We start from the raw sequence: 25,010 nt of genomic DNA on the forward strand, positions 1-25,010 counted from the left end.
AATAGTACGTTTGGTAGCGGGAGAGGGACTCGAACCCCCGACCCCAGGATTATGATTCCCGTGCTCTAACCAGCTGAGCTACCCCGCCACAGGGTCGCGAGCGCCGAAACGGTGATCTCGCGAACGCGCGGCATATAAGGAAGGGGGCGGCGGGAAGTCAAGCTGAGTGGGATGCCTTCCGCCTCGCCAAGGCTTCAGCCTCCGCCGAGCCGCTTAGGCGGACAAGCTCACGGGAATATTGGCATTTTCGGCGCGATGACGGTCCGGACCGGGCTCGTACCGGCCGGCCGCGCCTCTCCGCACCCGCGCGGGAACGCGAATGCCCGGGACGTGCCCGGGCATGACGAGATCGGGAAGGCGGAATCGCCGTTATTTCGGCTTGACCGTGGGGTCGCCGCCGGGGCTGCCGGGCGGCGGGATGACCGGCATGCTGCCGTCGGTGCTCGGCGCCGGAGCGTGCATCTCGGGATCGACGCCGGAGGGCGGACACAGCACGCCGTCCGACTTGGCCAGCTTGTCGCCGAGCGGTTCCCGGGATTGGCCGGTGGTGGTTCCGTCAGGCGCGGTGGCGCGGTTCGGGCGGTCCTGTGGGACGCAGTCGGCGGCGCGTTGCGGGGACGGCGGCGCGGTCTGTTGGGGCGGCGTCGCCGGGGCGGGCGGGGCCTGTGCGATCGCTGCGCCAGAGGCGGCGATCAGGAGGCCGGCCAGAATGATGTTTGATGTCGTGCGCATGGGGGGCCAACGCGCGGATCGGGGCTGATGTTCCAAGCAGCGGCGCGAAGTGATGCAGCCTTTGAGACCGCGTCACGCTTGCGGCGCATCGTTCAGACGCCCGGCTGCGGCGGACTCTAAGCATGTGGTTTCGCGGCGACAGCGAACAAACGCCGCGAAAAATCGCGATCAGGCCTTGTGGTAGCGGATCAGCGAAAAATGGCCCATCGGCGGCATCGGGCGGCGCTCGGCCAAGGTGACGCCGCCGTGCTTGCCGGCCCAATTGACGAGACGCGCCCAAGGAAATTCCGGGCGCCAGCCGAGGCGGCGCGCGAGCGGCGCGAAGGCGAGCTCGGAGAGCCGTCGCAGGCCCTTCTCGGCGCCGATGTGGTTGACGAGGATCAGCTCTCCGCCGGGCTTGAGCACGCGCACGAACTCGTCGAGCGTGCCTTCGGGATCGGGCACGGCGGTGATGACGTATTGCGCGACTACCGCGTCGAAGAAGTTTTCGGGGAAGGCGAGGTTCTTGGCGTCCATCACCGAGAGCACCTCGACATTGTCGAGCTTCTCCTCGCGCACGCGCTTGATCGCCCGGCGCAGCATCGGCTCGGAGATGTCGACGCCGCAGACCTTGGTGGTGCGCGCGTAGTCCGAGAGCGACAGTCCGGTGCCGACGCCGACGTCGAGGATGCGGCCGCCGATGCGGTCGGCCTCGGCGATGGTCGACTGCCTCCCGGCGTCGAAGACCTTGCCGAACACGAGATCGTAGACCGGCGCCCAACGGCCATAGGCCTTCTCGACCCCGGCCCGCGAGATGTCTGCTGCCATGCCCCTGCCCTGCCTGATACTCTACTTAACCCTGACGATCGTTTGGTGAGATCGAAGTCAGCCCCGAACTCGGTCTAGCGCCACGCCCGCTTGCGGGAGAGGTCGACACGCCGTGCAGGGTGAGAGGGTTGGTTCCGCTGGCGAGACATCGCTGGTGGAGAGAGCCCCCTCCCCGAACCCTTCCCCCGCACGTGGGAGAAAGGGGTGCACGTCCATCGCGGTAGCAGTTGAGACCGATCACGGCAAGTTAGCCGCGGACCGCTTCCACCAGCGGCCGCGCCGTGCTGCTCGCGGCCTTCGCGGCGGCGCTCTGGATGAAGCCGCCGCCGAGCACGCGCGCCTGGCCGGCGGGCGCGTCGTAGAACACGCAGGCCTGGCCGGGCGAAACGCCCTCCTCGCCGGCGACCAGTTCGACCTCGTACTGGCCGTTGGCGCCGCGCAGCCACGCCGGCTGCGGGCTGCGGGTCGAGCGCACGCGCACGAACATCTCGAGGCCGTTGCCGATGGCGCGGTCGATGTCGCCATCGCCGATCCAGTTGACGTCGCGCAGCACGATGCGGTGCATCTTCAGCGCATCGCGCGGGCCGACGACGACGCGGCGGTTTGCTGCATCCAGCCGCACCACGAACAGCGGAGAGCCGGACGCGATACCGAGGCCGCGACGCTGGCCGACGGTGAAATTCGCGATGCCGCTGTGCCGGCCGAGCACGCGGCCGTCGAGATCGACGATCTCGCCGGGATCCATCGCGTTCGGACGCAGGCGGGTGATGATGTCGGTGTAGCGGCCGGTCGGCACGAAGCAGATGTCCTGGCTATCGTGCTTGTCGGCGACCGCGAGGCCGAAGCGACGCGCGAGCTCGCGCGTCTCGGGCTTGGTCATGTCGCCGAGCGGAAAGCGCAGGAAATCGAGCTGCTCGCGCGTGGTCGCGAACAGGAAATAGCTCTGGTCGCGGTCGCTGTCGGCCGCGCAGACCAGCGCGCGCGAGCCGTTGTCGAGGCGGCGCGAGGCGACGTAATGGCCGGTGGCGAGCGCATGCGCCCCGAGTTCGCGCGCGGTCTTCAGCAGATCGCGGAACTTGACCGAGCGGTTGCACTCGATGCACGGCACCGGCGTCTCGCCGAGCGCGTAGCTGTCGGCGAAATTGTCAATGACGGACTCGCGGAAACGGTCCTCGTAATCGAGCACGTAGTGGGGAATGCCGAGCTTGGCGGCGACGTCGCGGGCGTCGTGGATGTCCTGGCCGGCGCAGCAGGCGCCCTTGCGATGGGTCGCGGCGCCATGGTCGTAGAGCTGAAGCGTGATGCCGACGACGTCGTAGCCTTCAGCCTTCAGCAGCGCAGCCGTCGTCGAGGAATCGACGCCGCCCGACATGGCGACGACGACCCTGGTGTCCTGCGGACGGCCTTCGATATCCAGACTGTTGAGCATGGCTGATCGATATTGAATCCGGCGGCGGCGTTGGGCGATCCGCGATTACCTTTGGCCGGGACGGCCGAGGTCCCGGGGAACCAGAATTCCCGCGGGGGCGGCTTGCCCGGTCGAAAGCGGCTGAGAGCACCTCTTTAATATAGGCGGCATTCCGGTGAAGCAATCGCAGGGCAGGCCAGCTTAGGGCAATTCTTGCCGGGAGGCAGAAACGCGCGGGCTCACGGGCCTCGCCGGAGGGGTGCACGATATTATTAAAGTATTGATTTTCATAGATAAAGCCGGGGAACGTGACGCTGGCCCACTCCTTGCTACCTCTTGTCCCGAAGATGTTTTCAAGGGGTTGCCTGTGGTTGGTGTAACGTCAGACGTCGCTGCCAGCGTGCCGGTGCCGAGCGCGTCGCAGAAGGCCGCCCGGTCGCAGGCCTCGCAAAGCTCGTCCACCAGCAGCCCGTTCAGCGCGCTGGTCGACAGCAACAATTCGGCGATCGGCAACAGCGCGTCGTCCTCGACGCAGGACACGACGCCGCGCCGTACCGATCCGACCAGTTCGTCCTCCGACAAGAGCGCGCGCGACACCTCCTCCTCCACCGACCGGTCCGGATCGAGCAAGGCGAGCGACAACACCGATTCGTCCGCCCCCGCCGCGAACGACGCGACCGCCGATCCAGCCAAGCCGGCCGGCAAGACCAAGGACAAGTCCGACGCATCGGGCGCCAAGTCGGCCGACAAGTCCGAGGACACGAAGGGCGACAAGACCGACGGCAGCGACAGCCTCGGCAACGCGGTGGATGCCGCTGCGGCCGCGCAGACCGATCAGACGCAAGCCGCGGTGCCGGATCCGAACGCGATCGTCGTCGCCGCGCCCGTCGTGCCGGTCGATCCGAACGCGGCGGCCAACCAGGCCGCCGGCAACGCCGCCTCTCCGCTGACGATCGCCGCCGCCGGCATCGCCACCAGCGCCTCGACCGCAGCGCAGATCGCCGGCACCAAAACCGATGCCGCGACCGGCACCAAGACCGGCAAGACGGACGCGAAAGCCGCGACCGCGGATGCCGCCGACGCTGCAGCCTCCGACACGTCCGCGGCCGATGCCAAGACCAACGGCTTGCAGATCGCCGCGGTCGACCAGGCCACGCCGAAAACGTCGTTCAAGGCCGCCGCTACCGCACAGGCGCAGACCGACATCTCCAATATCGGCCAGGACACGGCCAAGGCGAACACGACCGCCACCGCGCAAAATCCGGCGACCGTGACTAGCCCCAGCCCGGCCCCGCACCCGCAGACGGCGCAGCCTCAGGCCGATGCCGCCGCATCCGACGCGAAGACCGGCGCATCCGACCGCACCGCCGATACGCCTGCGGCCGCACCGACCGCGCACGCGCATGCGGACGCGCAGACTGCCGCCACCGCCGCGACCGACACCAGTACGCAGGCCGCCTCGGCATTGCAGGCGCCGATGACCACGACGACATCGGCCGCGACCGCATCGACGGCCACGCTGACCGCCACCGCGGCAACGGCGACGGCCGTGCCGATCAGCGGCGTGCCGATCGAGATCGCCGCGGCCGCGCGTGCCGGCAAGACCCGTTTCGACATCAGCCTCGATCCGGTCGAGCTCGGCCGCATCGACGTGCGCATCAACGTCGACCGCAACGGTCAGGTCACCTCGCATCTCACCGTCGAGAAGCCGGAAACGCTGTCGATGCTGAAGCAGGAGGCGCCGCAACTGCAGCGCGCGCTGGACGATGCGGGCCTCAAGACCGGCAGCAACGGCCTCTCCTTCAGCCTGCGCGACCAGAGCTCGTCCGGCCAGAACGGCGGCAACAACGACAATGGCGGCAATGCCCGCCGGCTGATCGTCAGCGACGAAGACGCAAGTCCCGCCGCGCCCGTCGGGCGCAGCTATGGCCGCATGCTCGGGTCGAGCAGCGGCGTCGACATCAGAGTGTGAGGAGTATCCGCAGATGACCACCACCAGTGCCGCCACCGCGCCAGCCGTCGTCTCCGGGACGACGCAGACGTCGTCATCGTCATCTTCCTCGTCGAGCTCGAGCCTGGGGTCGTCCACCGGCGCGACGCTCGCCGGCAACTTCCAGACCTTCCTGACGCTGCTGACGACGCAGCTCCAGAACCAGAACCCGCTCGATCCGCTCGACACCAACCAGTTCACCCAGCAGCTGGTGCAGTTCGCCGGCGTCGAGCAGCAGCTCAAGACCAACGATTCGCTCGCGACCCTGGTCAGCCTGCAGCAGACCACGCAGGCGACCCAGGCGCTCGGCTTCGTCGGCAAGACCGCGGTGGTCGACGGTTCGACCGCGACCATGACGAATTCGTCGGCGACCTGGCACCTCAGCGTCCCCAGCAGCGCGACCGTCGACATCTCGGTGTCCAACAGCTCCGGCCAGACCGTCTTCACCGGTAAGTACACCGCCGGCGCCGGCAGCGACATTCCCTTCACCTGGAACGGCCAGGGCAATGACGGCACGCAATGGCCGGACGGCAAGTACACGATCTCTGCGACCGGCAAGGACCTTTCGGGCAATTCCGTCGGCATCGCCGCGCAGGTGCAGGGCGTGGTCTCCTCCGTCGACCTGACGCAGTCGCCGCCGCTGCTCTCGATCGACGGCAACAGCTACACGCTGAGCCAAGTGAAGAGCATCGTCGCCACCAGTAATTGAGGCGGCGCTATCCATGACGTGTGGTCCCGGCGAACGCCGGGACCGATCACCACCAAACGTCGTTTCAAGGCGAGGACGCAGGCCCGGGCTCCTCGCAGACGGCTCTCTTCCCGGGGACATGCGTCCGGCTTTTTCGCCGGGACGGCAGTCGAGGCCCCTTCCGGCGTCGCGCAGGCCTCGTTCGTTAGTAAAGTATTTACGAAGACCCGCTCCGCCGGCCCTGGACAACCAGATTCAGCCCGCGGAGCCGGTCTTGTTCCCGCAAGTTTCAACGAGAATTGTATTGAAGCCTTAGGCTTAGCCAATTTTTAAGCCGGCACGCGTAGGGTTGCGTCGTGAGTTCAGTGGTTGAGAGTTTGTGAGTACGCCATGACAGAACCCCATCGCCCGAGGGTAAAATACGTCATCGGGCCGGACGGCAGTCCGCTGACGATTGCGGATCTGCCTGCACCCGGCACCAAACGCTGGGTCATCCGCCGCAAGGCTGAAGTCGTCGCCGCTGTTCGTGGCGGACTTCTCTCCCTTGAGGAGGCCTGCAGCCGTTATACCCTGACGGTCGACGAATTCCTTTCCTGGCAGTTTTCCATCGACCAGCATGGTCTGGCGGGTCTTCGAACCACCCGCATCCAGCAATATCGCCAGTAAGCGATCCGGAAATCTGCGGTCTTTGACGAAAATCGGCCTCGCTCTGCGAGGCCGATCTTTTTTATGTCACCACTTTTGTCCCACCTCTTAATCTTCGTTAACCATATCGAAACCATCACCTAGGCAATAATTGCCCAGTCGGCCGCTCGGATCACGGGCCGAATCTGTCGGGGCAGTTGCTTGCAAGGTCTGTTGGACTTCCTGAAGGGTCTGGGCGCTGCACGGTTCGCAGCGATGATCGCGGTCACCGCCGCGCTCATCGGCTTTTTCGCGTTCGTCATCATGCGCGTCACCACGCCGCAGATGACGACGCTGTTCACCGACCTCAGCGTCGAGGATTCTTCCAGCATTATCAAGGACCTGGAACGCCAAGGCATCCAGTTCGAGCTGCGCAATGAAGGCACCATCATCATGGTGCCGAAGGACAAGGTCACCCGCCTGCGGATGAAGCTCGCCGAAGGCGGCCTGCCCAAGGGCGGCGGCGTCGGCTACGAGGTGTTCGACAAGTCGGATGCGCTCGGTACCACCTCTTTCGTCCAGAACATCAATCATCTGCGCGCGCTCGAGGGCGAACTCGCCCGCACCATCCGCGCCATCGACCGCATCCAGGCCGCCCGCGTCCACCTCGTGCTGCCTGAGCGACCGCTGTTCTCGCGCGAGGCGCCGGAGCCGTCGGCCTCGATCGTGGTGCGGGTGCGCGGCTCGCTGGAGGCGCAACAGATCCGCGCCATCCGCCACCTCGTCGCCTCCGCCGTCAACGGGCTGAAGCCGCAGCGCGTCTCGATCGTGGACGAGGCCGGCCAGCTTCTCGCCGATGGCGCCGCGACCGATCCGGAGCAGGCGGTCGGCGACGAGCGCCGCATTGCCTTCGAGAAGCGGCTGCGCAAGCAGGTCGAGGACATCGTGTCCTCGGTGGTCGGCTCGGGCCGGGCCCGGGTGCAGCTCGCCGCCGATTTCGACTTCAACAAGATTACCCAGACCTCGGACAAGTTCGATCCCGAGGGCCGCGTGCTCCGCTCGACCCAGACCCGCGAAGAGCAGAGCATGACCGCCGACAACAACGGCCAGGTCACGGTCAACAACGAGCTGCCGGGCAACCAGCAGAACGGCGGCGTCGCCGCCAAGGACCAGAGCAAGAAGACCGAAGAGACCAACAATTACGAGATCTCCCGCACCACCAAGACCGAGGTGACCGAGGCCGGCCGGGTCAACCGTATCTCGGTCGCGGTGCTGGTCGACGGCATCTACTCGAAGAACGACAAGGGCGACCTGGTCTACCAGGATCGCACCAAGGAGCAGCTCGACCGCATTTCGGCGCTGGTGCGCTCGGCGATCGGCTTCGACCAGAAGCGCGGCGACCAGGTCGAAGTGGTCAATCTGCGGTTTGCCGATGCCCCCACCACCGCCCCGATCACCGAGCCGAGCGGCTTCCTGGGCATGCTTCAGTTCACCAAGGACGACGTCATGTACTTCGTCGAGCTCGGCGTGATGATGCTGCTCGGCCTGATCGTGCTGTTCATGGTGATCCGCCCTCTGGTGAAACGCATCCTCGCCTCCGACGAGGTCGCCGCCGCGATCACCGGCGTCCTCACCGGCCCCGCCGCCTCCGACGAGGGCGCTGCCGCTGCCGGCTCCGGCGGCCAGGCGCTGCTGCCGGGCGGCGCCGCCAGCGCGATCGACGTCGCGACCATCCAGGGCCAGGTCCACGCGCAGTCCGTTCATCGCGTCGGCGAGCTCGCCGAGCGCAATCCCAACGAAACCGTCGCCATTATCCGCCAGTGGCTGACCGAACCCGCGAAATGACGAGAGACCTGACCTGACATGGCCGCCTCCCTGCAAAACGCCAACTCCAACGACATCACCAGCGTGATCTCGACCCTGGGTGCCCGCGCCGGCAGCCGCGCGGGCGGCAAGATCGAACAGCTCGCCGGCCCGAAGCGCGCCGCGATCCTGATGCTGGCCCTCGGCGAGCAGTATGGCGGCAAGATCTGGGGCCTGCTCGACGACGACGAGGTGCGCCAGCTCTCGCTGGAGATGTCGACGCTCGGCACCGTCGAGGTCGACACGGTCGAGGACATGCTGCTCGAGTTCGTCTCGCGCATGTCGGCATCGGGCGCGCTGATGGGCAATTTCGACGCGACCGAGCGGCTGCTGCAGCAGTACCTGCCGCCGGAGCGCGTCAACGGCATCATGGACGAGATCCGCGGCCCCGCCGGCCGCAACATGTGGGAGAAGCTCTCCAACGTGCAGGAAGAGGTCCTCGCCAACTACCTCAAGAACGAATATCCGCAGACCATCGCCGTGGTGCTATCGAAGCTGAAGCCGGAGCACGCCGCGCGCGTGCTCGGCATCCTGCCCGAGGAGCTCGCGCTCGACGTCGTCAACCGCATGCTGAAGATGGAGGCGGTGCAGAAGGAGGTGATCGAGAGCGTGGAGAGGACGCTGCGCACCGAATTCATGTCCAACCTGTCGCAAACCCGCCGCCGCGACGCCCACGAGGTGATGGCCGAAATCTTCAACAATTTCGATCGTCAGACCGAAACCCGCTTCATCACCTCGCTGGAAGAGGACAACCGGGAATCGGCCGAGCGCATCAAGGCGCTGATGTTCACCTTCGACGATCTGGTCAAGCTGGATTCCGGCTCGGCCCAGACCCTGATGCGCAACGTCGACAAGGACAAGCTCGGCGTCGCGCTCAAGAGCGCCAACGAGGAGGTCCGCAACTTCTTCTTCGGCAACATGTCCTCGCGCGCCGCGAAAATGCTGCAGGACGACATGGCCGCGATGGGACCCGTGCGCCTGCGCGACGTCGACGAGGCCCAGGCCCTGCTCGTCAACCTCGCCAAGGACCTCGCCGCCAAGGGCGAGATCATGCTGACCAAGAATCGCGCCGACGACGAGCTGGTGTATTGATGGCGGCCCCGGCAAAATTCCTGTTCGACACCGACTTCGCCGCGCCGGACCGGACGCGCGAGAAGGCCGCGACCGCGGCCGAGATCGCCCAGAAGGTCGCGGAAGCCGAAGCGCGTGCCTATCAGGATGGTTTTGCCGCCGGCCAGCGCGAGGCCAAGGCGGAGAGCGACCGCCGCGTCGCGCTCGCCATGGAAGAAATCAACATCGGAGTCCGGGGCATCGCGTCGGGCATCGGCAACATCGAGGCCAAGATGGAGACCGAGGCGGTCGATGTCGCGGTCGCGGTGGCCCGCAAGCTGTGCGCCGATCTGGTCGCCGCCGAACCGCTCGGCGAGATCGTCGCGCTGGTCAAGGATTGCTTCTCGCATCTGGTCGCGACCCCGCATCTCGTCGTCCGCATCAACGACGCGCTCTACGAGAGCGCGCGCGAGAAGATCGAGCGACTCGCCAAGCAGAGCGGTTTCGAGGGGCGGCTGGTGATCCTGGCCGAGCCGGAGATTGCGACCGGCGACTGCCGGATCGAATGGGCCGATGGCGGCGTCGTGCTGGAGCGCGCGGCCATCGCGGCCAAGGTCGACGAACTGGTCGGACGCTATGTCGCGTCCCGCAGGGGGAATTAAGCCATGAGCGACACCGACGGACAGGTCCCGCTGCCCGATCTCAACGGTCCGTTGCCGCCGGCCGGCACCGACATCGGCTACAACGAGGAAGAATATGCGGCGCGCGTCGCCGCCGACCTCGAAGCCGTGTTCGACGTGCCGGTGCAGGTCTCGGCCGTGCTCGGCCGTTCCAAGATGGACGTCGGCGAGCTCTTGAAGCTCGGGCCCGGCACGGTGCTCGAGCTCGACCGCCGCGTCGGTGAGGCCATCGACATCTACGTCAACAACCGCCTGGTCGCCCGCGGCGAGGTGGTGCTGGTCGAGGACAAGCTTGGCGTGACCATGACGGAAATCATCAAGACGGAACGCGGCTAGGTGTTTTCAGCATGATCCAGCCGGACGACAGCCTGGCAGATTTCCGGATCATGCACGCACAGGAATTGACGCGCGACAGCGCGAACAGACGGACAGGAGACTGACATGCGGCTTCTCATCGTTGGCACATTGAAGGGCCAGCTCACCACCGCCACCAAGATCGCGATGGAGAACGGCGCCACCGTGACCCATGCCGAGGATCACGAGCAGGCGATGCGCGTGCTGCGCGGCGGCAAGGGCGCCGACCTCCTGCTGGTCGACGTCGCGCTCGACATCCGCGATCTCGTGATGCGGCTGGAAGCCGAACACATCCACGCACCGATCGTCGCCTGCGGCATCACCAACGATGCCCGCGCCGCCGTCGCTGCGATCCATGCCGGCGCCAAGGAATACATCCCGCTGCCGCCGGAACCGGAGCTGATCGCCGCGGTGCTGGCGGCTGTCGCCAACGATTCCCGCGAGCTGGTCTATCGCGACGACGCGATGGCGAGGGTGATCAAGCTGGCGCAGCAGATCGCTGGCTCCGACGCCTCCGTCATGATCACCGGCGAGTCCGGGACGGGCAAGGAAGTGCTGGCCCGTTACGTCCACGCGCGCTCCGCCCGCGCCAAGCGTCCCTTCATCTCGATCAACTGCGCCGCGATCCCCGAGCATCTCCTGGAGTCCGAGCTGTTCGGCCACGAGAAGGGCGCCTTCACCGGCGCGGTCGCCCGCCGCATCGGCAAGTTCGAGGAAGCGACCGGCGGCACGCTGCTGCTCGACGAAATCTCGGAGATGGACGTCCGCCTGCAATCCAAGCTGCTCCGCGCGATCCAGGAGCGCGTGATCGACCGCGTCGGCGGCACCAAGCCGGTGCCCGTCGACATCCGCATCATCGCGACATCGAACCGCAATCTCGCGGAAGCCGTGCGCGAAGGCACTTTCCGCGAGGACCTGCTGTTCCGGCTCAACGTCGTGAACCTGAAGATCCCGCCGCTGCGCGAGCGTCCCGCCGACATTCTCGAGCTCGCCCAGCATTTCGTGAAGAAATACGCCGAGGCCAACGGCGTGCCGCTGCGGCCGATCTCCGCCGAGGCGCGCCGCGTGCTCTCCGTCAACCGCTGGCAGGGCAACGTCCGCGAGCTCGAAAACACGATGCACCGCGCGGTGCTGATGGCGCAGGGCGACGAGATCGGCCCGGACGCGATCATCACGCCGGACGGCGACCGCCTCGACCTCGCCAAGACGGCCCCGGCCGTGGCGCATGCCACGATGGCCGCCGAGCAGGTCACACGGGCACTCGTCGGCCGCACCGTCGCGGATGTCGAACGCGACCTGATCCTGGAGACGCTCAAGCACTGTCTCGGCAACCGGACCCATGCCGCGAACATCCTCGGCATCTCGATCCGCACGCTGCGCAACAAGCTCAACGAATACGCCGACGGCGGCATTCCGATCCCGCCCGCCGGCACCCCCGGCGAATATCCGCGCATGCCGATGGTGGGCGCGTAAGCGCCTCCACAGGGGTTGCAGACTGCGAATGCCCGGGTCGATCCCGGGCATTTTTGTTTCGAGGACGAATGCACACGATCGCCTCCGCCTCGTCATTGCGGGGCGCGGCAGCGACAACCCAGGCCGCACCAGGGAAACAATCTGGATTGCTTCGCTTCGCTCGCAATGACGAGCCTCAAGAGCCGACCTCGCATAACGGGACCGCACCACGTGACTAGGTCATCGGCACAGCAGGCCCTATAACCCGCATGGGAACCACGCGAGGAAAACCATGTCCGAAGCCCAAATCACGGATTGGCTGGCAACGCAGCGGCAGGCCATGATCGATCTGTTGCGCGACGTCGTGAACATCGACTCCGGATCGTACGACAAGGTCGGCGTCGATGCGGTCGGCGCGCGGTTCGAGCGGCACTTTTCCGAGCACGGCATTCCGTTCCGGCGCGAAGACCACGGCACCTTCGGCGATGCGATCCATGCCGAGGTGATCAAACCCGGCAGCAACGAGAAGCCCGTGCTGTTGATGGGACATCGCGACACGGTGTTCGGCAAGGGCGAGGCCGAGCGTCGCCCCTTCACGATCAAGGGAAGCCGCGCCTACGGCCCGGGCGTCGCCGACATGAAGGCCGGCCTCGTCATGAACGTGTTCGTGGCAACGGCCTTCCACAAATTCGGCGGCAATCCGCATCCGATCAAGGTGCTGATCACCTCGGACGAGGAGATTGCATCGCCCTCCTCCCGCCCCGTGATCGAGCGCGAGGGACGCGCCGCGCGCGCCGTGTTCAATTCAGAGCCCGGCCGGCCGACCGGCAACGTCGTGACCAGCCGCAAGGGCGGCATCTTCATGCATTTCGCCATCACCGGCAAAGCCGCGCATTCCGGCGCCAATTTCGCCGCCGGTGTCAGCGCGATCGGTGAGCTTGCGCACAAGGTGCTGCATATTCACGCGCTGACCAATCTCGACAAGGGCATCACGCTCAATGTCGGCCTCGTGTCGGGCGGCCAGTCCGTCAACACCACGGCGCCCTATGCCGAAGGCCAGATCGACCTGCGCTATGTCGATCCGGCAGACCGCGCGACGGTGATGGCCGCGATCGAGAAGATCATTGCGACCTCCTACGTGCCGGGCACGAGCGCGACACTGACGATCAAGGGCGAGTTCGTCCCGGTGGTGCAGAGCGCGGAGTCGAAGGCGCTGTTCGAAGGCTATCAGGCCGCGGCGAAACAGGCCGGCCTCACCACGCTGCAGGGGGAGTTCTCCGGGGGCTGCGCCGATTCCGGTTTCACCGCCGCGGTCGGCACGCCGACCATCTGCGGTGTCGGTCCCGTCGGCGGGCTCGCGCACACGCCCGAGGAATATCTCGAGATCGACAGCATCGTGCCCCGCGCGCAGACCTTGGCGCTGGCGATCCTGCGGGGATAGCGCGCCGCACGCGTTGCCGTCATGCCCGGGCCCGCCCCGGGCATCCACCCACGCCTCTCATCAATCGCGACTGCACGTGGATGGCGGCAACAGGCTGCCATGACGACGGCGAGAGAGCAGTGCGCAGGGTGAGCGGCCGGGTCAGGCTCCGCCGTGACGAGAAGCAATCAAGAATAACTCGGGGCGTCCGGCTTGCGGAAAATGTGGATGGGATCGCCGGGAACGATGCCGGGCTGGCCGCTGAACATCGCGTATGCGTAGAGCGCCAGATAGGCGATCGCCAGCGCGCCGATGGCGTAGAAGGCCCAGGTCGCGACGCGCTTCATCGTTCAGCTCCGTTGCCTCCCGGTCGGCAGGCTCAGGCGCTTCTAGAGCGATGAAGGAAAAAAGACCAGCCCGTGTGCCCGTCGCGGGCGGCGATCAAGCGCCGCGCCGGCCGCTTGCTGCCGGAAGACTGACCTCGGCGAGCCTTGCCGCGTCCTCGTCCTGATCGACCGCAACATATTTGCCGTGCCAATAGGCGAGCGCGGCGTTGCGGGTGGAGCTCCTGATGCCCCTGACACGGCCGATCACGATGCCATGCGAATGCCGTTCGACGATCTCCTCGACCTCGCAATCGAAGGCGGACAGGGCATCGACCAGCAGCGGGACCCCCGACACGGCCGTCTCCCACTGGGCCCCGGCGAAGCGATCGGCGCCCTTCAGGCCGCCCTTGCCGGCGAAACGCTCGGCGACATCGAGTTGGTCGGCATTGAGGATGTTCACGCCGAAGGCGCCGTGGCGCCGGATCAGCGGAAAGGAGGAAGCATCGCGGTTGATGCTGACGAGCAGCGTCGGCGGATCGACCGAGAGCGAGGTCACGGAGGTCACGGTCATGCCCGTGATGTCCTTGCCTCGTCCGGCGGTGATGACGCTGACGCCTCCGGTCAGGTGACGCATGGCGCCGCGGAAATCGGTTGGCGAGACGAGGTGATCGGTCATCAGATTGCGGGGAACTACGTTCATGGCATGCTCCCCGAAGCGGGGTCCTCTCATATTTAGGTACGATCGTCCGCCGACAAAAGATGGCTCAGGATCGAGCCTTCCAGGCTCGCGAGCTCGGCCGAACCGCGCTCGCGCGGCCGGACGGCGTTAACCGTGACGTCCTGGGCGATGCGCCCCTCGTCGATCACGAGGACGCGGTCAGCCAGCGCCACCGCCTCGGAGACGTCGTGGGTCACCAGGATCGCGGTGAAGCCCTGGTCGCGCCAGACACGCTCCAGAAGGCGCTGCATCGAAATGCGGGTCAGCGCGTCCAGTGCGCCGAGCGGCTCGTCGAAGGCGAGCACGCGCGGGCGGGAGACCAGCGCGCGGGCAAGCGCGACGCGCTGCTTCTGGCCGCCGGACAGCACCGACGGCCACTGGCCACGCTTCTCGGCCAGTCCGACCTCGGTCAGCGCCTTCTCGGCGCGCGCATGCGCGTCGCTCGACGCACGATCGCGGCCGAGACCGACTTCGACATTCGACAGCACGCGCGCCCAGGGCAGCAGCCGGGGCTCCTGGAACATCACGCGGATGTCCTCGGGCTGGACCGCATCGCCAAAGCTGATGCTGCCGGCATCGATCTTCTCGAGGCCCGCGATCAGGCGCAGCAGCGTGCTCTTGCCGCAGCCGCTCTTGCCGACGATCGCAACGAACTGGCCGGCCGGGATCTGCAGGTCGATGCCGCGCAGCACCTCGTTGTCACCGAAGGATTTGCGCAGGCCGCGGATGGTGAGCGGAAGTCCGCCGCCATGCCGGGGACGGTCCTCGCGTTCCTCGCGCACCACGCGTGCCTGCGGCGCGAAATTGGCGCGGCTTGCAAGTTCGGCTTCGGGAAGAGACGTACGGAGGGCTGTCTGCATGTCACTCTCAACGTTTCTGGAAGGCGGGGTGCCAGGAGAGCGTCAGGCGCTCCAGCACACGGGAGGCGCTGTCGGCGAGCTTGCCGAGCAAGGCGTAGATCAGGATCGAGAGCACCACGACGTCGATCAGCATGAACTCGCGCGCCTGCATCGCCATGTAGCCGAGGCCGGACGAGGCCGCGATGGTCTCGGCGACGATCAATGTCAGCCACATGATGCCGAGCGCGAAGCGGATGCCGACGAAGATCGAGGGCAGCGCGCCCGGGAAGATCACGCGGCGAAACAGCTCGCCGTCGGTCATGCCGTAGATGCGGCCCATCTCGATGAGCTGGGGATCGACGGTGCGGATGCCGTGCAGCGTGTTGAGATAGATCGGGAAGAACACCCCGAGCGCCACCAGGAACAGCTTCGCGCTTTCGTCGATGCCGAACCACAGGATCACCAGCGGAATCAGCGCCAGATGCGGCACGTTGCGCACCATCTGAAGCGTGGTGTCGGTGAGCTTGGCGGAGAGCTGCGACAGGCCGTTGGCGAGGCCGAACGCGAAACCGATGCCGCCGCCGATCAGGAAGCCGATCGACGCGCGCCAGAACGAGACCCAGATGTTGCGGATGAGCTCGCCCGAGAGCAGCAGCTTCCAGCCCGCGAGCACGACGTCGCTCGGCGCCGGCAGCACGCGCGTCGGCACGAAGCCGGTGATGCTGGCGACCTGCCAGATCACGATGATCGCGAGCGGCACGATCCACTGGATCAGGCCGTCGGCGCGCGGCAGGCGGAAGCTGCGCGGGAACGAAACGCTGTCGATCAAGCTCATGACTGCGACACCCGCTGTTGCGGACGGAAATCGCTGCCAACGGTCTCGCCGAAGGGACCACCGTTGAAGTGCAGCTTCGTCACGTTGCTGGGCTGTTCCAGCGAGAGCAGCGGGAAGACCAGCTCGGCGAAGCGATAGGCCTCCTCGAGATGCGGATAGCCCGACATGATGAAGGTATCGATGCCGAGATCCTGATACTCCTTGATGCGGGCCGCGACCGTCTGGGCGTCGCCGACCAGCGCGGTGCCGGCGCCGCCGCGGACGAGGCCGACGCCGGCCCACAGGTTCGGGGCGATCTCGAGCTTGTCGCGCTTGCCGCCATGGAGCTGCGCCATGCGCTGCTGGCCGACCGAATCCATGCGCGCGAAGTTCTTCTGGGCGAGCGCGATGGTGTCGTCGCTGACATGCTTGATCAGCTCGTTGGCCGCGCGCCAGGCTTCCTCGTTGGTCTCACGCACGATGACGTGCAGCCGGATTCCGAAGGAGAGTTTGCGGCCGCGCGCATCCGCGACGGCCTTCACCTTGGCGATCTTCTCGGCGACCAGCGCCGGCGGCTCGCCCCAGGTGAGATATTTGTCGACGGCATCGACCGCGACGTCGATGCCGGCATCGGAAGAGCCGCCGAAATAGAGCGGCGGACGCGGCGACTGCACCGGGGGGAACAGGAGCTTGCCATCCTCGATGTGGATGTGCTTGCCCTCGACATTGACGGTCTTGCCGGCGAGCAGGTCGTTATAGACGTCGAGGAATTCGCGGGTGACGGCATAGCGTTCGTCGTGGCCGAGGAAGATGCCGTCGCCCTTGTTCTCGACGGGGTCGCCGCCGGTGACGACGTTGACAAGCAGCCGGCCGTTTGTGATGCGGTCGAGCGTCGCCGTCATGCGCGCAGCAACCGTCGGCGACTGCAGGCCCGGCCTGACCGCAACGAGATAGCGCAGCCGCTCGGTGAACGGTGCGACCGAGGAGGCGACGATCCAGGAATCCTCGCAGCTGCGCCCGGTCGGCAGCAGCACGCCGTAATAGCCGAGTTGGTCGGCGGCCTGCGCGATCTGGCGCAGATAGTTGAAATTGACCTCGCGGCCGCCGATGCCGGTGCCGAGATAACGGCCATCGCCATGCGTCGGCAGGAACCAGAGGATGTTGGCGTTCGGCTGCTTGCTCATGTCCTTGCTCACGTTCCTGGTCTCCGCGCCACGTCGGAGATCTTGATTGCCTTGGGGATCAGGTTGAGCGCGAAGAACGCATCCGCAACCTGCTGCTGGTCGGCGATGACGGCGTCGGTGAGCGGCTTGATGCCGTAGGACTGCCGCTTCAGCGCCACTTCGACCACGGGGACGGACAGTCCGATCGACGGTGCCAGCTGCTCCGCCACCGCGTGGATGTCGCCCTTGGCCCAATCGTCGACCGAACTCAGCTCGGCGAGCACGGCATCGACGATCTTCGGATTGGCTTCGAGGAATTTCTTCGACGAGAAATAGAACTGGTAGTTCGCGACGATATCGGTCCCGTCGGCGAGCGTACGCGCGCCGGTCGCGGCTTCCGCTGCCGCCTGGAACGGATCCCAGATCACCCAGGCATCGACCGCGCCACGCTCGAAGGCCGCCCGCGCATCGGCCGGCGCCAGGAACACGGGCTCGATCTCGGAATATTTGACGCCCGCCTTCTCCAGCGCCTTGACCAGGAGATAGTGAACGTTCGAACCCTTGTTCAGCGCGACCTTCTTGCCCTTGAGGTCGGCGACCGATTTCAGGGGGCTGTCCTTCGGCACCAGGATCGCCTCGCCCCTCGGCGCCGGCGGCTCGTAGGCGACGTACTGGATCGGCGCGCCGGCGGCCTGCGCGAAGATCGGCGGGGCTTCACCGGTGTTGCCGAAATCGATCGCACCGACATTGAGCGCCTCGAGCAGCGGCGGGCCGGAGGGGAATTCGGTCCACACCACCTTGTATCCCTCGGCGGCGAGCCTCGGCTCCAGCGTGCCCTTGCTCTTGAGCAGCACCAGCTTGCCGTATTTCTGGAAGCCGATGCGGACCACCTTGTCCTGGCCATAGGAGGTGCCGACCGCGGCCGCGACGATGCCGATCGAGAGCACGATGGCTGCGATCAGGCGCTGGATGATGCGTCTCATGTTCGGACCTCTGTGAACGGGAAGGCTGGTCGGCATGATCAGGCCGCCGGGTTGCGCCAGACGATGTCGCGGATGACGATCGGCTTCGGGATCAGGCCGAGCTTGTGGAAGCGATCGGCGACGCCCTGCTGCGTCGTGACGATGTCGTCGGTGACGGGACCGACCGCGAAGCTCTGGCGCTTCGCCGCGATGGTCTGGATGTCGAGGGGAACGCCGGTGACAGCGGCGAGCGACTTTGCGACCTCGTCGCGATGCTGTTCGCCCCAGGCGGCGGTCGCCGAGGTGACGTCGATGATCTGCTGAAGCACAGCGCCGTGGTTCTTCGCGAAATCACGGTTGGCGATGTAGAAGGAATTGGTCTTGGTGATCTCGTGCGCGTTGACGAGAATGCGGCCGTTCTGCTTGACCTCGCCGATCGCGAAATACGGATCCCAGATCGCCCAGGCATCGATGCTGCCGTTGCCGAAGGCGGGGCCTGCATCCGGCGGCGCCAGATAGACCGGCGTGATGTCGGCGTAGGTCAGCCCGGCCTTCTCCAGCGTCTGCACGACGATGTTGTGGGCGCTGGAGCCCTTGGTGAAGCCGACGCGCTTGCCCTTCAACTCCGCGATCGAGCGGATCGGCGAATCCTTCGGCACCAGGATGCCCTGGCCGTTGGTGATGGGCTGGCCGGCGGCGTAGACGATCGCCGCGCCCGCGGCCTGAGCGAACACCGGCGGGGAATCGCCGACCGCGCCGTAATCGACGCTGCCGACATTCATCGCCTCCATCATCGGCGGCCCCGAGGAGAATTCGACCCATTTCACCTCGATGCCCTGCGGCGTGAAATGTTTTTCCAAGGCGGCCTGCTGCCGCGTGATGACCAGCACGCCGTTCTTCTGGTAGCCGATACGAATTTCCTTCACCGCGCCCTGCGCGCTTGCACGCCCGGCGAAGGCACCGAGTGCCGCCGTTCCGACTGAAAGCTTGAGAAAGTCCCGACGCCGCATTCCCGTCTCCCGGCCGATACGGCCGTCATTCATTCGCGATAGCGGAATGATGGGGCGGTCGACGAAACCTGTCGAGAAGGCGGGAAAAATAGCGATATGCGCACTGCGCTCCCGGCGATGCGCATGATTAATCTTTCAAGCGACGGAGCGAATGCAGGCGGAATTTTTCCGCACGGGAATGTGAGGGCCTGGACCACCGCACGAGTCCGTGATGGGAGCCCGCGCGCAGGCGAAACCGTCGCGACCGAGGTTCCGACTGCCCCTGCGACAAAAATGTCGAAAACAACCCCATGCACAGTAGCCGTCAAGCACGGAATTGCCGGATGCGTCTTTTCCGAAGATTTTGACACGTCGGGCAAAACACCGGCATGATGTCATCGTGACGGCCTGGGAGTTGCCGGGGCACGAAGCGCCTTTTGCGAGCGCTGCTGTCATTCCCGCGACGGCGGTGGATCAGCACGCCAGAGACGTCAAAGCTTGAACGTCAAGGCTTCACACGTCTGCCGTTTCATACGACTGTCGTTTCATACGACTGCCGCGGCGAGCTGGGTCGCCCGCCTCCGCGGCCGATGACACCGCGATTGTGTCGACCCGGCACTTCGAACCCGCGCGTCAATCCCGCTCTTGCGAGGCGCGCGGCCGATACGAGCTAGCTCTGCCATTTCACCGGCAGGTTCAGCAGCCCGCGAAATGCCCAGCCGCCGATCCGCACCGGCTCGTCATCGGTGATCTCGATCCCTCCGGCGCGCGCGAACACGGCCGGCAGCGCGACATCGGCGATCATCGCGCGGGAGGCCCAGGCACCGGCACAGAAATGCGGCCCGGCGCCGAAGGCGACGCTCTTGCTCACGTCGCGCCGCACGTCGAACTGGTCGGCGCGCTCGAAATGCTTCTCGTCGCGGTTGGCGGAGCCGAACATCAGGAACACGCGCTCATCCAGCTCGAACGAGACGTCGCGGATGCTCCACGGCCTGGCGATGCGCCGCGGCGACATGCCGATCGGCGAGATCCAGCGGGCGTATTCCTCGAACGCCTGGAGCCACGACACCTCGCCCCGGCGCACGAGATCGAGCTGGTCCGGATGCGTCAGCAGCGCCCACACCGTGCCCGCGATCGCCTTGCGCGGCTCGTTCTGGCCGCCGGAGATCGCGAGCTTCACGTTGGCGCGCACGCTCTCCATCGGCATGCCCGAGGCGACGAGGACGCCGAGCACGCTCTGGTCCGGGTTCTTCGTGATCACCGGCAGCATGTCGTCGATCGCCGCATCGATGCCGGACGTCGCTTCATGGCAGCGCGCCTCGACGGCGGGATCGCCGGAATAGTTGGCGATGCCTTCGATCATGCCCTGCGACCACGCATCCATGTCCTGGAAGCAGATGTTGGTGAGGCCCGTGATCGACTTCAGGCACTCCCCGGAAAACGGCAGCGCGAAATCGCGCATGAAATCGATCCGGCTCCCGGGTTCGATGCCCTCGATGATGCGATCGGCGTGGGCCTGGAATTGCGCGGTCCAGTGCGCCTTGACCGTCTTCGGCGACACCGTCGGAAACATCGCGCGCCGCTCGACCTGATGCGCCTCGCCGTCCTTGCGCATCATGTTGTGGCCCATCAGCCGGTTCATCAGTCCGGCGGGCTGATGCGAGGAGAACACGTCGATCTGCTTCTCGGAGATCGAGATGTCGTCACGGCTGGCGAGCAGGGTCGAACCGAGCTGCGGCACGAAGGCGATCGGCGCGTCCTTGCGCATCTTCGCGAGCATCGGATAGGGGTCGGCCCAGAACGCGGCAGGATCGATGTCGACACGCGGCGCGGTGCTCAAGGCGGTCTCCCCTTGGATTCACGTGTTCTTGATTCACGTGTTCTTGGGGGCAGACTAGCGAATTCAGCGGTCGGCGTCTGTCCCTAGCGATAGGGACAGTCCGATTTACTGGGCCTCGGCGACCCTCGGTCCGGATGACGGCATCTGCGCGTTGACCGCCGCCGGAGGCCGGTTCGGTGGCGCCGGATCCGGCGCGCGGGAAGCGGCGTCGGGCGACGTGCCCTGCGACGGCCGCCGGGCGGCGGTTGCCGGAAGCACGATCACCTTCGCTCCGACTTTCACCCGGTCGTAGAGGTCGACGACGTCCTCGTTGGTGAGGCGGATGCAGCCGGACGACACCCGCTTGCCGATCGTATCGGGCTTGTTGGTGCCGTGAATGCGATATTCGGTCTCGCCCAGATACATCGCGCGCGCGCCGAGCGGATTGCCGGGGCCACCCGCCATGAATCGCGGCAGATAGGGCTGACGCACGACCATCTCCGCGGGCGGACGCCAATCGGGCCATTCCGTTTTGCGAGCCACGGTCTGCTCGCCGGACCATGTGAAACCTTCGCGGCCGACACCGATGCCGTAGCGCAGCGCCTGCGTGTCGTTCAGGACGAAATAGAGGAACGTGTTCCTGGTATCGATGATCACGGTGCCCGGCGCCTGGCGGCTGGCGTAATCGACCACCTGCCGAACGAACGCTCCGGGAGCGTCAGCGGCTTTTGGTGCTTCGAACGGAGGCGCCGGAGGTGGAATCGGGGCCGGAGCCGGAATCGGAGTCGGCGCTGATGCGTGGACCGGGGGCGACACGTAAACCGGCGTCGACGACGCCATGGCGTCATGCGCGGCAGGCTTTCGTGCCGTCTGCATGCTCGCCGGGTGATACAGCACGCCGTACCCCAGGGCGGCGACGGCTACGGCGCCGATCGCAACTCTGCCGGCCATCGGGATTGCGAGCGTCTTTGCCTTCCCACGTTTGGCCCGCTTACCCATGTCGTTCTCCAGCTCACGATGCCCTGAAGAGGTACGCAGCAAAATTTAAGAAACTTCGAAGCGATTTCGCGCGAACGGGAACCGGGAGCCGTGGTTAACGACGATCTCTTGTCCGCAAGGTCAAATCCCGGGAGAAACGTCCGATATTCAGGCAGCGACGCCGGCGACACGCTTGGCGTCGCGGTCCACCTCGAGCCCTGAAGGAAGCGCGCTCCCGCGCTTTGGTTAACGGCAGCTTTGCGCGCCGTTCGTTGGGTCCGCCGCGTCCAATCTGCGTCGTCGTTATCCGCCGACGCGGGATGGCGCCTGCAAGCGGACTGCTGAGCTCAAGCCCCTTGCAGGTCTTTCACAAGTTTCGGAAGCAATCTCCCGGCGATCGAGCCGGACGGCGCTGACCCGTCATCTCTTGCGCCCATCCGTCTGTAGAACGACGCGGCGTCCGGATCTGCCTCGATAAGTGGTCGGCTCCCAGACTCGCCGCCATGCCGGTCGCCCAAACGAAGAGAGCCTTGCCGATACCTCCGCGCAGGGCGGTCGGTTCGACGAACAGTTTGAGCAAGTCGGCTGCGTTTCCGACCACCTTGATCTGCGCGACGCCGACAATGTTCCCGTGATCTTCGGCAACCGCAATCGAGGTCGACGTCAATTCGTGCGGTTCGATCGAGAGTTCATCACGGCACGCCTCCATGAAGTCCTTGTCGTAACCCCATACAGCCTTCGATCGGAAGCATAACGCCGAAAGCGCAGGCAGCTCTTCGACCGCGGGAGGCCTCAAGAGATAGGGCAAGTCGTTGGCTCCGGTCGGGCTCTGCTGGATCATAGCAGTCCGAACCGCCGATGTCCGCTTCGGGCCATGAGCGGATATCCGGTCTCAGCCAGGGGCATCAGTTGCGCATCGCAAGACGAGGCCGTCCCTATCGCGATGCGTACTACGGAATGCGATTGGCGAGCGACCAGGCGTCGCGACAAAGAAAAAGCCCCGGCCGAAGCCAGGGCTTTCACATCTCACGTTTCGGGTGTGATCAGTACTTCGTCGCGGTCGGGCTGTTGAGCTGGAAAGACACGCGCGCGCGGACGGTCTGCACGTTCATATCGCCGTAGGAGAACTTGGCGCAGTTCTGTCCCGCCGTGGTGCAGGCGTAGAACGGAGCCGGCTGTCCGCTCGGGAAGGTCCAGCTGCCGCCCCCCGTGTTGGTATCGCCGAAGCGATAGTACAGATATTCGAGACCGAAGATCCAATTGGACGCGGGCTTGTATTCGATACCAGCGCCGGCGACCCAGCCGACCCGGGTGTTGTTGAACCCGGTGGGCCTGATGTCTTGTCCCGGGGCGCCGCAGAGGGTCCCCGCTCCATTGACCGGGCCGACGCAATGAACCTGCGCGTTGAAGTCCATATCCGCGAAAGCGACGCCGCCGGTGCCGTACAACATCCAGCTCGACGAGGTGTAGCCGGCACGACCGCGAACGCTGGCAAGCCAATTGACCTTGGTCTGCAAGGTGACGTTGTCCCGGAGAAGGCCGAACGTGCCGCCGGCATTGTTGGTGGCGCCGAACAAGCTGTTGGTGCCGCTGGCGTTTATGTTCGTCCAATCCCAGTCGCCTTCGATGCCCAGGACCCAGGTGGGGGCAACCTGCCAATTATAGCCGGCGTGAAGACCGACGAGCCCGCTGGTCGACGACGACGGGTTGACGGTGGATGGCGCGTAGGCGTTGGTCGTGTTGCCAATGTTGGCAAGGTCCACGTAGCTCATGGACGGTCCGTCCGACCAGGCTCCGCCGCCGTTGATACCCACGTAAAACCCGGTCCAGCCCATCACGGCCGCAGCCATGGGCGGAGCCTTCACAGCCATGTCCGCAGCGGACGCTTGGCCGGTCAACCCGGCAACGGCAGTCAAGGCAAGCAGTAATCTTTTCATCGAAGCCCCACCCCAAAATAAACTGAAGAAATGTTCTGCAACAAACCGAAACAATAGGATTGATTTCCGGACTTGGCTGTGCCGTTTCGGTCACAGTCGCGAGCAAAATTGAAATCAACCACAGCGCGCATTCGAACAAGGCGTCATGCTGGAGTCATCATTGCGTCATGAGCCGCATCGCAAAGCAAGTTGACGGAATGTCGCTTCGGGTCAGCTGAGGTCGGCACAGCGCGGGAAGGTCCGACGAGAGCGATGATCGGCTTTGTCGCGTTTCAGAACCATTGGGCCGCCATCATGTTCGACGGCAGCGGCGATCAAGTCAGCAGGCGTCAATCGTTCGACGCCGACGGGATCGTCGCCAAGGAATTCACCGGTCAGCTCCCGGTGTGCATCGCCCGCGGTTTGTTGTCGGGCGCGATGAAGCAGTCTTCGTGTACGACACCAACAACTCTTGGAGTCGCGACGGATCGCGGAGGTGCACGAATGAGATCAATTGGAACGACGCACTGATCCCGCGCGAACGTCCTTCATCCCGTGTCACGTCGCAGACCTTAGGTTCCCTGCTGCAGCTGGAACCGTCTTCACTGACATCGCCCGCGTGGCGCTGACGACTCGTCCGCTGTCGCCGTCCGGCATTTGCCACAATCCTGCTGTGCATTGAGCACAGCAGAACTCATCGCTGCGCGTGTGTGCGGTCTTTGGCCCATGTCGCACCGGCGAGCTTTGCCAACTCAAACGCCCCCACCGACCGGTCGCGGTCACTCCCCACCAATTGATCGACAAGAAACTGGAGAGAAGAATGATTCAGCGCGCGAGCCTGATTGCCCTTACCTTTGCGCTTGGTGCGACGCCGGCCCTTGCTGACAATGTACAATTGCCGATCCGCAAAGCGGGGCTGTGGGAGGTCACGATGCAGGTCACCGGCGTCTCCAAGACGGTGACGCCGCCGATGGTGACGCAGCAGTGCACCGACGACAGCGTCGATCGCATGATGAACAGGATGTCGAGCGACAGCATGACCTGCTCCAAGCAGGACATGTCGAAGTCCGGCGCCAGCTACGTCGCCGATTCCATCTGCACCGTCGCCGGTTCCACCGTGACCACCCATGCTGAAGCCACGGGCGACTTCAACTCGGCCTACAGCGTCAAGACCGTCGCCAAGACCAGCGGCGGGAGCACGCTGCCGCCGGAGATGGTGACGACGATCGAGGCAAAGTGGCTCGGCGCCTGCAAGGCCGACCAGAAGCCCGGCGACATGATGATGCCCGGCGGCATGAAGAGGAATGTGAAGGATCTCGAAAAGATGAAGGCGCTGCTGCCGAAATGACCGGCTGAACGTCTGCGCTCTCGTCGTGGGCGGGCCGGTGCCCGGCCCCACCACCCCCCCTCGAGAAAAC

25 protein-coding genes and 1 tRNA gene are annotated in these 25,010 nt (G+C 65.6%); 11 read left to right on the plus strand and 15 right to left on the minus strand.

All coding sequences use genetic code 11. The features are described 5' to 3' along the window. Window positions 1–11: 11 nt before the first annotated feature. The 4 genes from QM712_RS20450 to mnmA form a co-directional block, all read right to left on the minus strand. Window positions 12–88 (minus strand) — tRNA-Met (locus tag QM712_RS20450). A 281-nt stretch (window positions 89–369) separates the two neighbouring features. Continuing rightward, window positions 370–732 (minus strand): hypothetical protein, encoded by a 363-nt coding sequence (locus QM712_RS20455; protein WP_415024946.1) that lies wholly within the window; start codon window positions 730–732, stop codon window positions 370–372. 168 nt (window positions 733–900) lie between these two features. Continuing rightward, the gene (locus QM712_RS20460) at window positions 901–1,539 is read right to left on the minus strand and encodes a class I SAM-dependent methyltransferase (protein WP_415024947.1); all 639 of its coding nucleotides are present in this window, start codon (window positions 1,537–1,539) and stop codon (window positions 901–903) included. A gap of 247 nt (window positions 1,540–1,786) precedes the next feature. Continuing rightward, on the minus strand, window positions 1,787–2,968 hold the full coding sequence (mnmA, locus tag QM712_RS20465) for a tRNA 2-thiouridine(34) synthase MnmA (RefSeq protein ID WP_415024948.1): 1,182 nt from the start codon (window positions 2,966–2,968) through the stop codon (window positions 1,787–1,789). 346 nt (window positions 2,969–3,314) lie between these two features. On the opposite strand from mnmA, the gene QM712_RS20470 reads away from it, so the two are divergent. The 9 genes from QM712_RS20470 to QM712_RS20510 all read left to right on the plus strand — a co-directional run bounded on the left by QM712_RS20470 (window position 3,315) and on the right by QM712_RS20510 (window position 13,089). Continuing rightward, window positions 3,315–4,919 carry a flagellar hook-length control protein FliK gene (locus tag QM712_RS20470; RefSeq protein ID WP_415024949.1) on the plus strand — a complete coding sequence of 535 codons (1,605 nt, stop codon included), beginning with the start codon at window positions 3,315–3,317 and terminating at the stop codon, window positions 4,917–4,919. A gap of 13 nt (window positions 4,920–4,932) precedes the next feature. Next, window positions 4,933–5,646 carry a flagellar hook assembly protein FlgD gene (locus tag QM712_RS20475; protein ID WP_415024950.1) on the plus strand — a complete coding sequence of 238 codons (714 nt, stop codon included), beginning with the start codon at window positions 4,933–4,935 and terminating at the stop codon, window positions 5,644–5,646. Window positions 5,647–6,015: 369 nt separating this feature from the next. Further along, a complete protein-coding gene (locus QM712_RS20480) occupies window positions 6,016–6,291 on the plus strand; it encodes a DUF1153 domain-containing protein (RefSeq protein WP_002714638.1) in 276 nt (91 codons plus the stop codon). A gap of 180 nt (window positions 6,292–6,471) precedes the next feature. Continuing rightward, complete coding sequence (gene fliF / locus QM712_RS20485; RefSeq protein WP_415024951.1) at window positions 6,472–8,094, plus strand: flagellar basal-body MS-ring/collar protein FliF; 1,623 nt, start codon at window positions 6,472–6,474, stop codon at window positions 8,092–8,094. A gap of 18 nt (window positions 8,095–8,112) precedes the next feature. Beyond that, the gene (gene fliG, locus QM712_RS20490) at window positions 8,113–9,204 is read left to right on the plus strand and encodes a flagellar motor switch protein FliG (RefSeq protein WP_415024952.1); all 1,092 of its coding nucleotides are present in this window, start codon (window positions 8,113–8,115) and stop codon (window positions 9,202–9,204) included. Then, on the plus strand, window positions 9,204–9,824 hold the full coding sequence (locus QM712_RS20495) for a FliH/SctL family protein (protein WP_415024953.1): 621 nt from the start codon (window positions 9,204–9,206) through the stop codon (window positions 9,822–9,824). The genes fliG and QM712_RS20495 overlap by 1 nt, the downstream gene beginning before the upstream one ends. A gap of 3 nt (window positions 9,825–9,827) precedes the next feature. After that, window positions 9,828–10,178 carry a flagellar motor switch protein FliN gene (gene fliN / locus QM712_RS20500; protein ID WP_415024954.1) on the plus strand — a complete coding sequence of 117 codons (351 nt, stop codon included), beginning with the start codon at window positions 9,828–9,830 and terminating at the stop codon, window positions 10,176–10,178. Between the two features lie 105 nt (window positions 10,179–10,283). Continuing rightward, window positions 10,284–11,669 carry a sigma-54 interaction domain-containing protein gene (locus QM712_RS20505; protein ID WP_415024955.1) on the plus strand — a complete coding sequence of 462 codons (1,386 nt, stop codon included), beginning with the start codon at window positions 10,284–10,286 and terminating at the stop codon, window positions 11,667–11,669. Window positions 11,670–11,940: 271 nt separating this feature from the next. Continuing rightward, window positions 11,941–13,089, plus strand: a complete 1,149-nt coding sequence (locus QM712_RS20510; protein ID WP_415024956.1) for a M20 family metallopeptidase — start codon at window positions 11,941–11,943, stop codon at window positions 13,087–13,089. 167 nt (window positions 13,090–13,256) lie between these two features. Here the strand turns inward: QM712_RS20510 and QM712_RS20515 are convergent, their stop codons facing one another. The 11 genes from QM712_RS20515 to QM712_RS20565 form a co-directional block, all read right to left on the minus strand. Beyond that, the gene (locus tag QM712_RS20515; RefSeq protein WP_415024957.1) at window positions 13,257–13,415 is read right to left on the minus strand and encodes a hypothetical protein; all 159 of its coding nucleotides are present in this window, start codon (window positions 13,413–13,415) and stop codon (window positions 13,257–13,259) included. 94 nt (window positions 13,416–13,509) lie between these two features. After that, a complete protein-coding gene (locus QM712_RS20520) occupies window positions 13,510–14,094 on the minus strand; it encodes a flavin reductase family protein (RefSeq protein WP_415024958.1) in 585 nt (194 codons plus the stop codon). 32 nt (window positions 14,095–14,126) lie between these two features. Further along, window positions 14,127–14,972, minus strand: coding sequence for an ATP-binding cassette domain-containing protein (locus QM712_RS20525; protein WP_415024959.1), 846 nt, complete (start codon window positions 14,970–14,972; stop codon window positions 14,127–14,129). Window positions 14,973–14,979: 7 nt separating this feature from the next. Further along, window positions 14,980–15,786 carry an aliphatic sulfonate ABC transporter permease SsuC gene (ssuC, locus tag QM712_RS20530; protein ID WP_415024960.1) on the minus strand — a complete coding sequence of 269 codons (807 nt, stop codon included), beginning with the start codon at window positions 15,784–15,786 and terminating at the stop codon, window positions 14,980–14,982. After that, entirely contained in the window at window positions 15,783–16,949 is a 1,167-nt protein-coding gene (gene ssuD, locus QM712_RS20535) for an FMNH2-dependent alkanesulfonate monooxygenase (protein WP_415024971.1), read from the minus strand. The genes ssuC and ssuD overlap by 4 nt, the downstream gene beginning before the upstream one ends. Before the next feature lie 8 nt (window positions 16,950–16,957). Then, entirely contained in the window at window positions 16,958–17,911 is a 954-nt protein-coding gene (locus tag QM712_RS20540; protein ID WP_415024961.1) for a sulfonate ABC transporter substrate-binding protein, read from the minus strand. A 38-nt stretch (window positions 17,912–17,949) separates the two neighbouring features. Further along, window positions 17,950–18,900 carry a sulfonate ABC transporter substrate-binding protein gene (locus QM712_RS20545; RefSeq protein ID WP_415024962.1) on the minus strand — a complete coding sequence of 317 codons (951 nt, stop codon included), beginning with the start codon at window positions 18,898–18,900 and terminating at the stop codon, window positions 17,950–17,952. Between the two features lie 649 nt (window positions 18,901–19,549). Beyond that, complete coding sequence (locus QM712_RS20550; RefSeq protein WP_415024963.1) at window positions 19,550–20,719, minus strand: cytochrome P450; 1,170 nt, start codon at window positions 20,717–20,719, stop codon at window positions 19,550–19,552. Window positions 20,720–20,824: 105 nt separating this feature from the next. Next, entirely contained in the window at window positions 20,825–21,697 is an 873-nt protein-coding gene (locus QM712_RS20555; RefSeq protein WP_415024964.1) for a L,D-transpeptidase, read from the minus strand. A gap of 346 nt (window positions 21,698–22,043) precedes the next feature. After that, complete coding sequence (locus QM712_RS20560) at window positions 22,044–22,517, minus strand: GNAT family N-acetyltransferase (protein WP_415024965.1); 474 nt, start codon at window positions 22,515–22,517, stop codon at window positions 22,044–22,046. Window positions 22,518–22,719: 202 nt separating this feature from the next. Further along, complete coding sequence (locus QM712_RS20565) at window positions 22,720–23,541, minus strand: outer membrane protein (protein ID WP_415024966.1); 822 nt, start codon at window positions 23,539–23,541, stop codon at window positions 22,720–22,722. Window positions 23,542–23,865: 324 nt separating this feature from the next. Between QM712_RS20565 and QM712_RS20570 the strand changes: the two genes are divergently transcribed. Both QM712_RS20570 and QM712_RS20575 read left to right on the plus strand, forming a co-directional pair. Continuing rightward, window positions 23,866–24,123, plus strand: a complete 258-nt coding sequence (locus QM712_RS20570) for a hypothetical protein (RefSeq protein WP_415024967.1) — start codon at window positions 23,866–23,868, stop codon at window positions 24,121–24,123. 289 nt (window positions 24,124–24,412) lie between these two features. Then, the gene (locus QM712_RS20575) at window positions 24,413–24,940 is read left to right on the plus strand and encodes a DUF3617 domain-containing protein (protein WP_415024968.1); all 528 of its coding nucleotides are present in this window, start codon (window positions 24,413–24,415) and stop codon (window positions 24,938–24,940) included. The last annotated feature ends 70 nt before the right edge of the window (window positions 24,941–25,010 follow it).

The sequence above is a fragment of the Bradyrhizobium sp. genome, assembly GCF_047605465.1.
GTDB lineage: Bacteria > Pseudomonadota > Alphaproteobacteria > Rhizobiales > Xanthobacteraceae > Bradyrhizobium.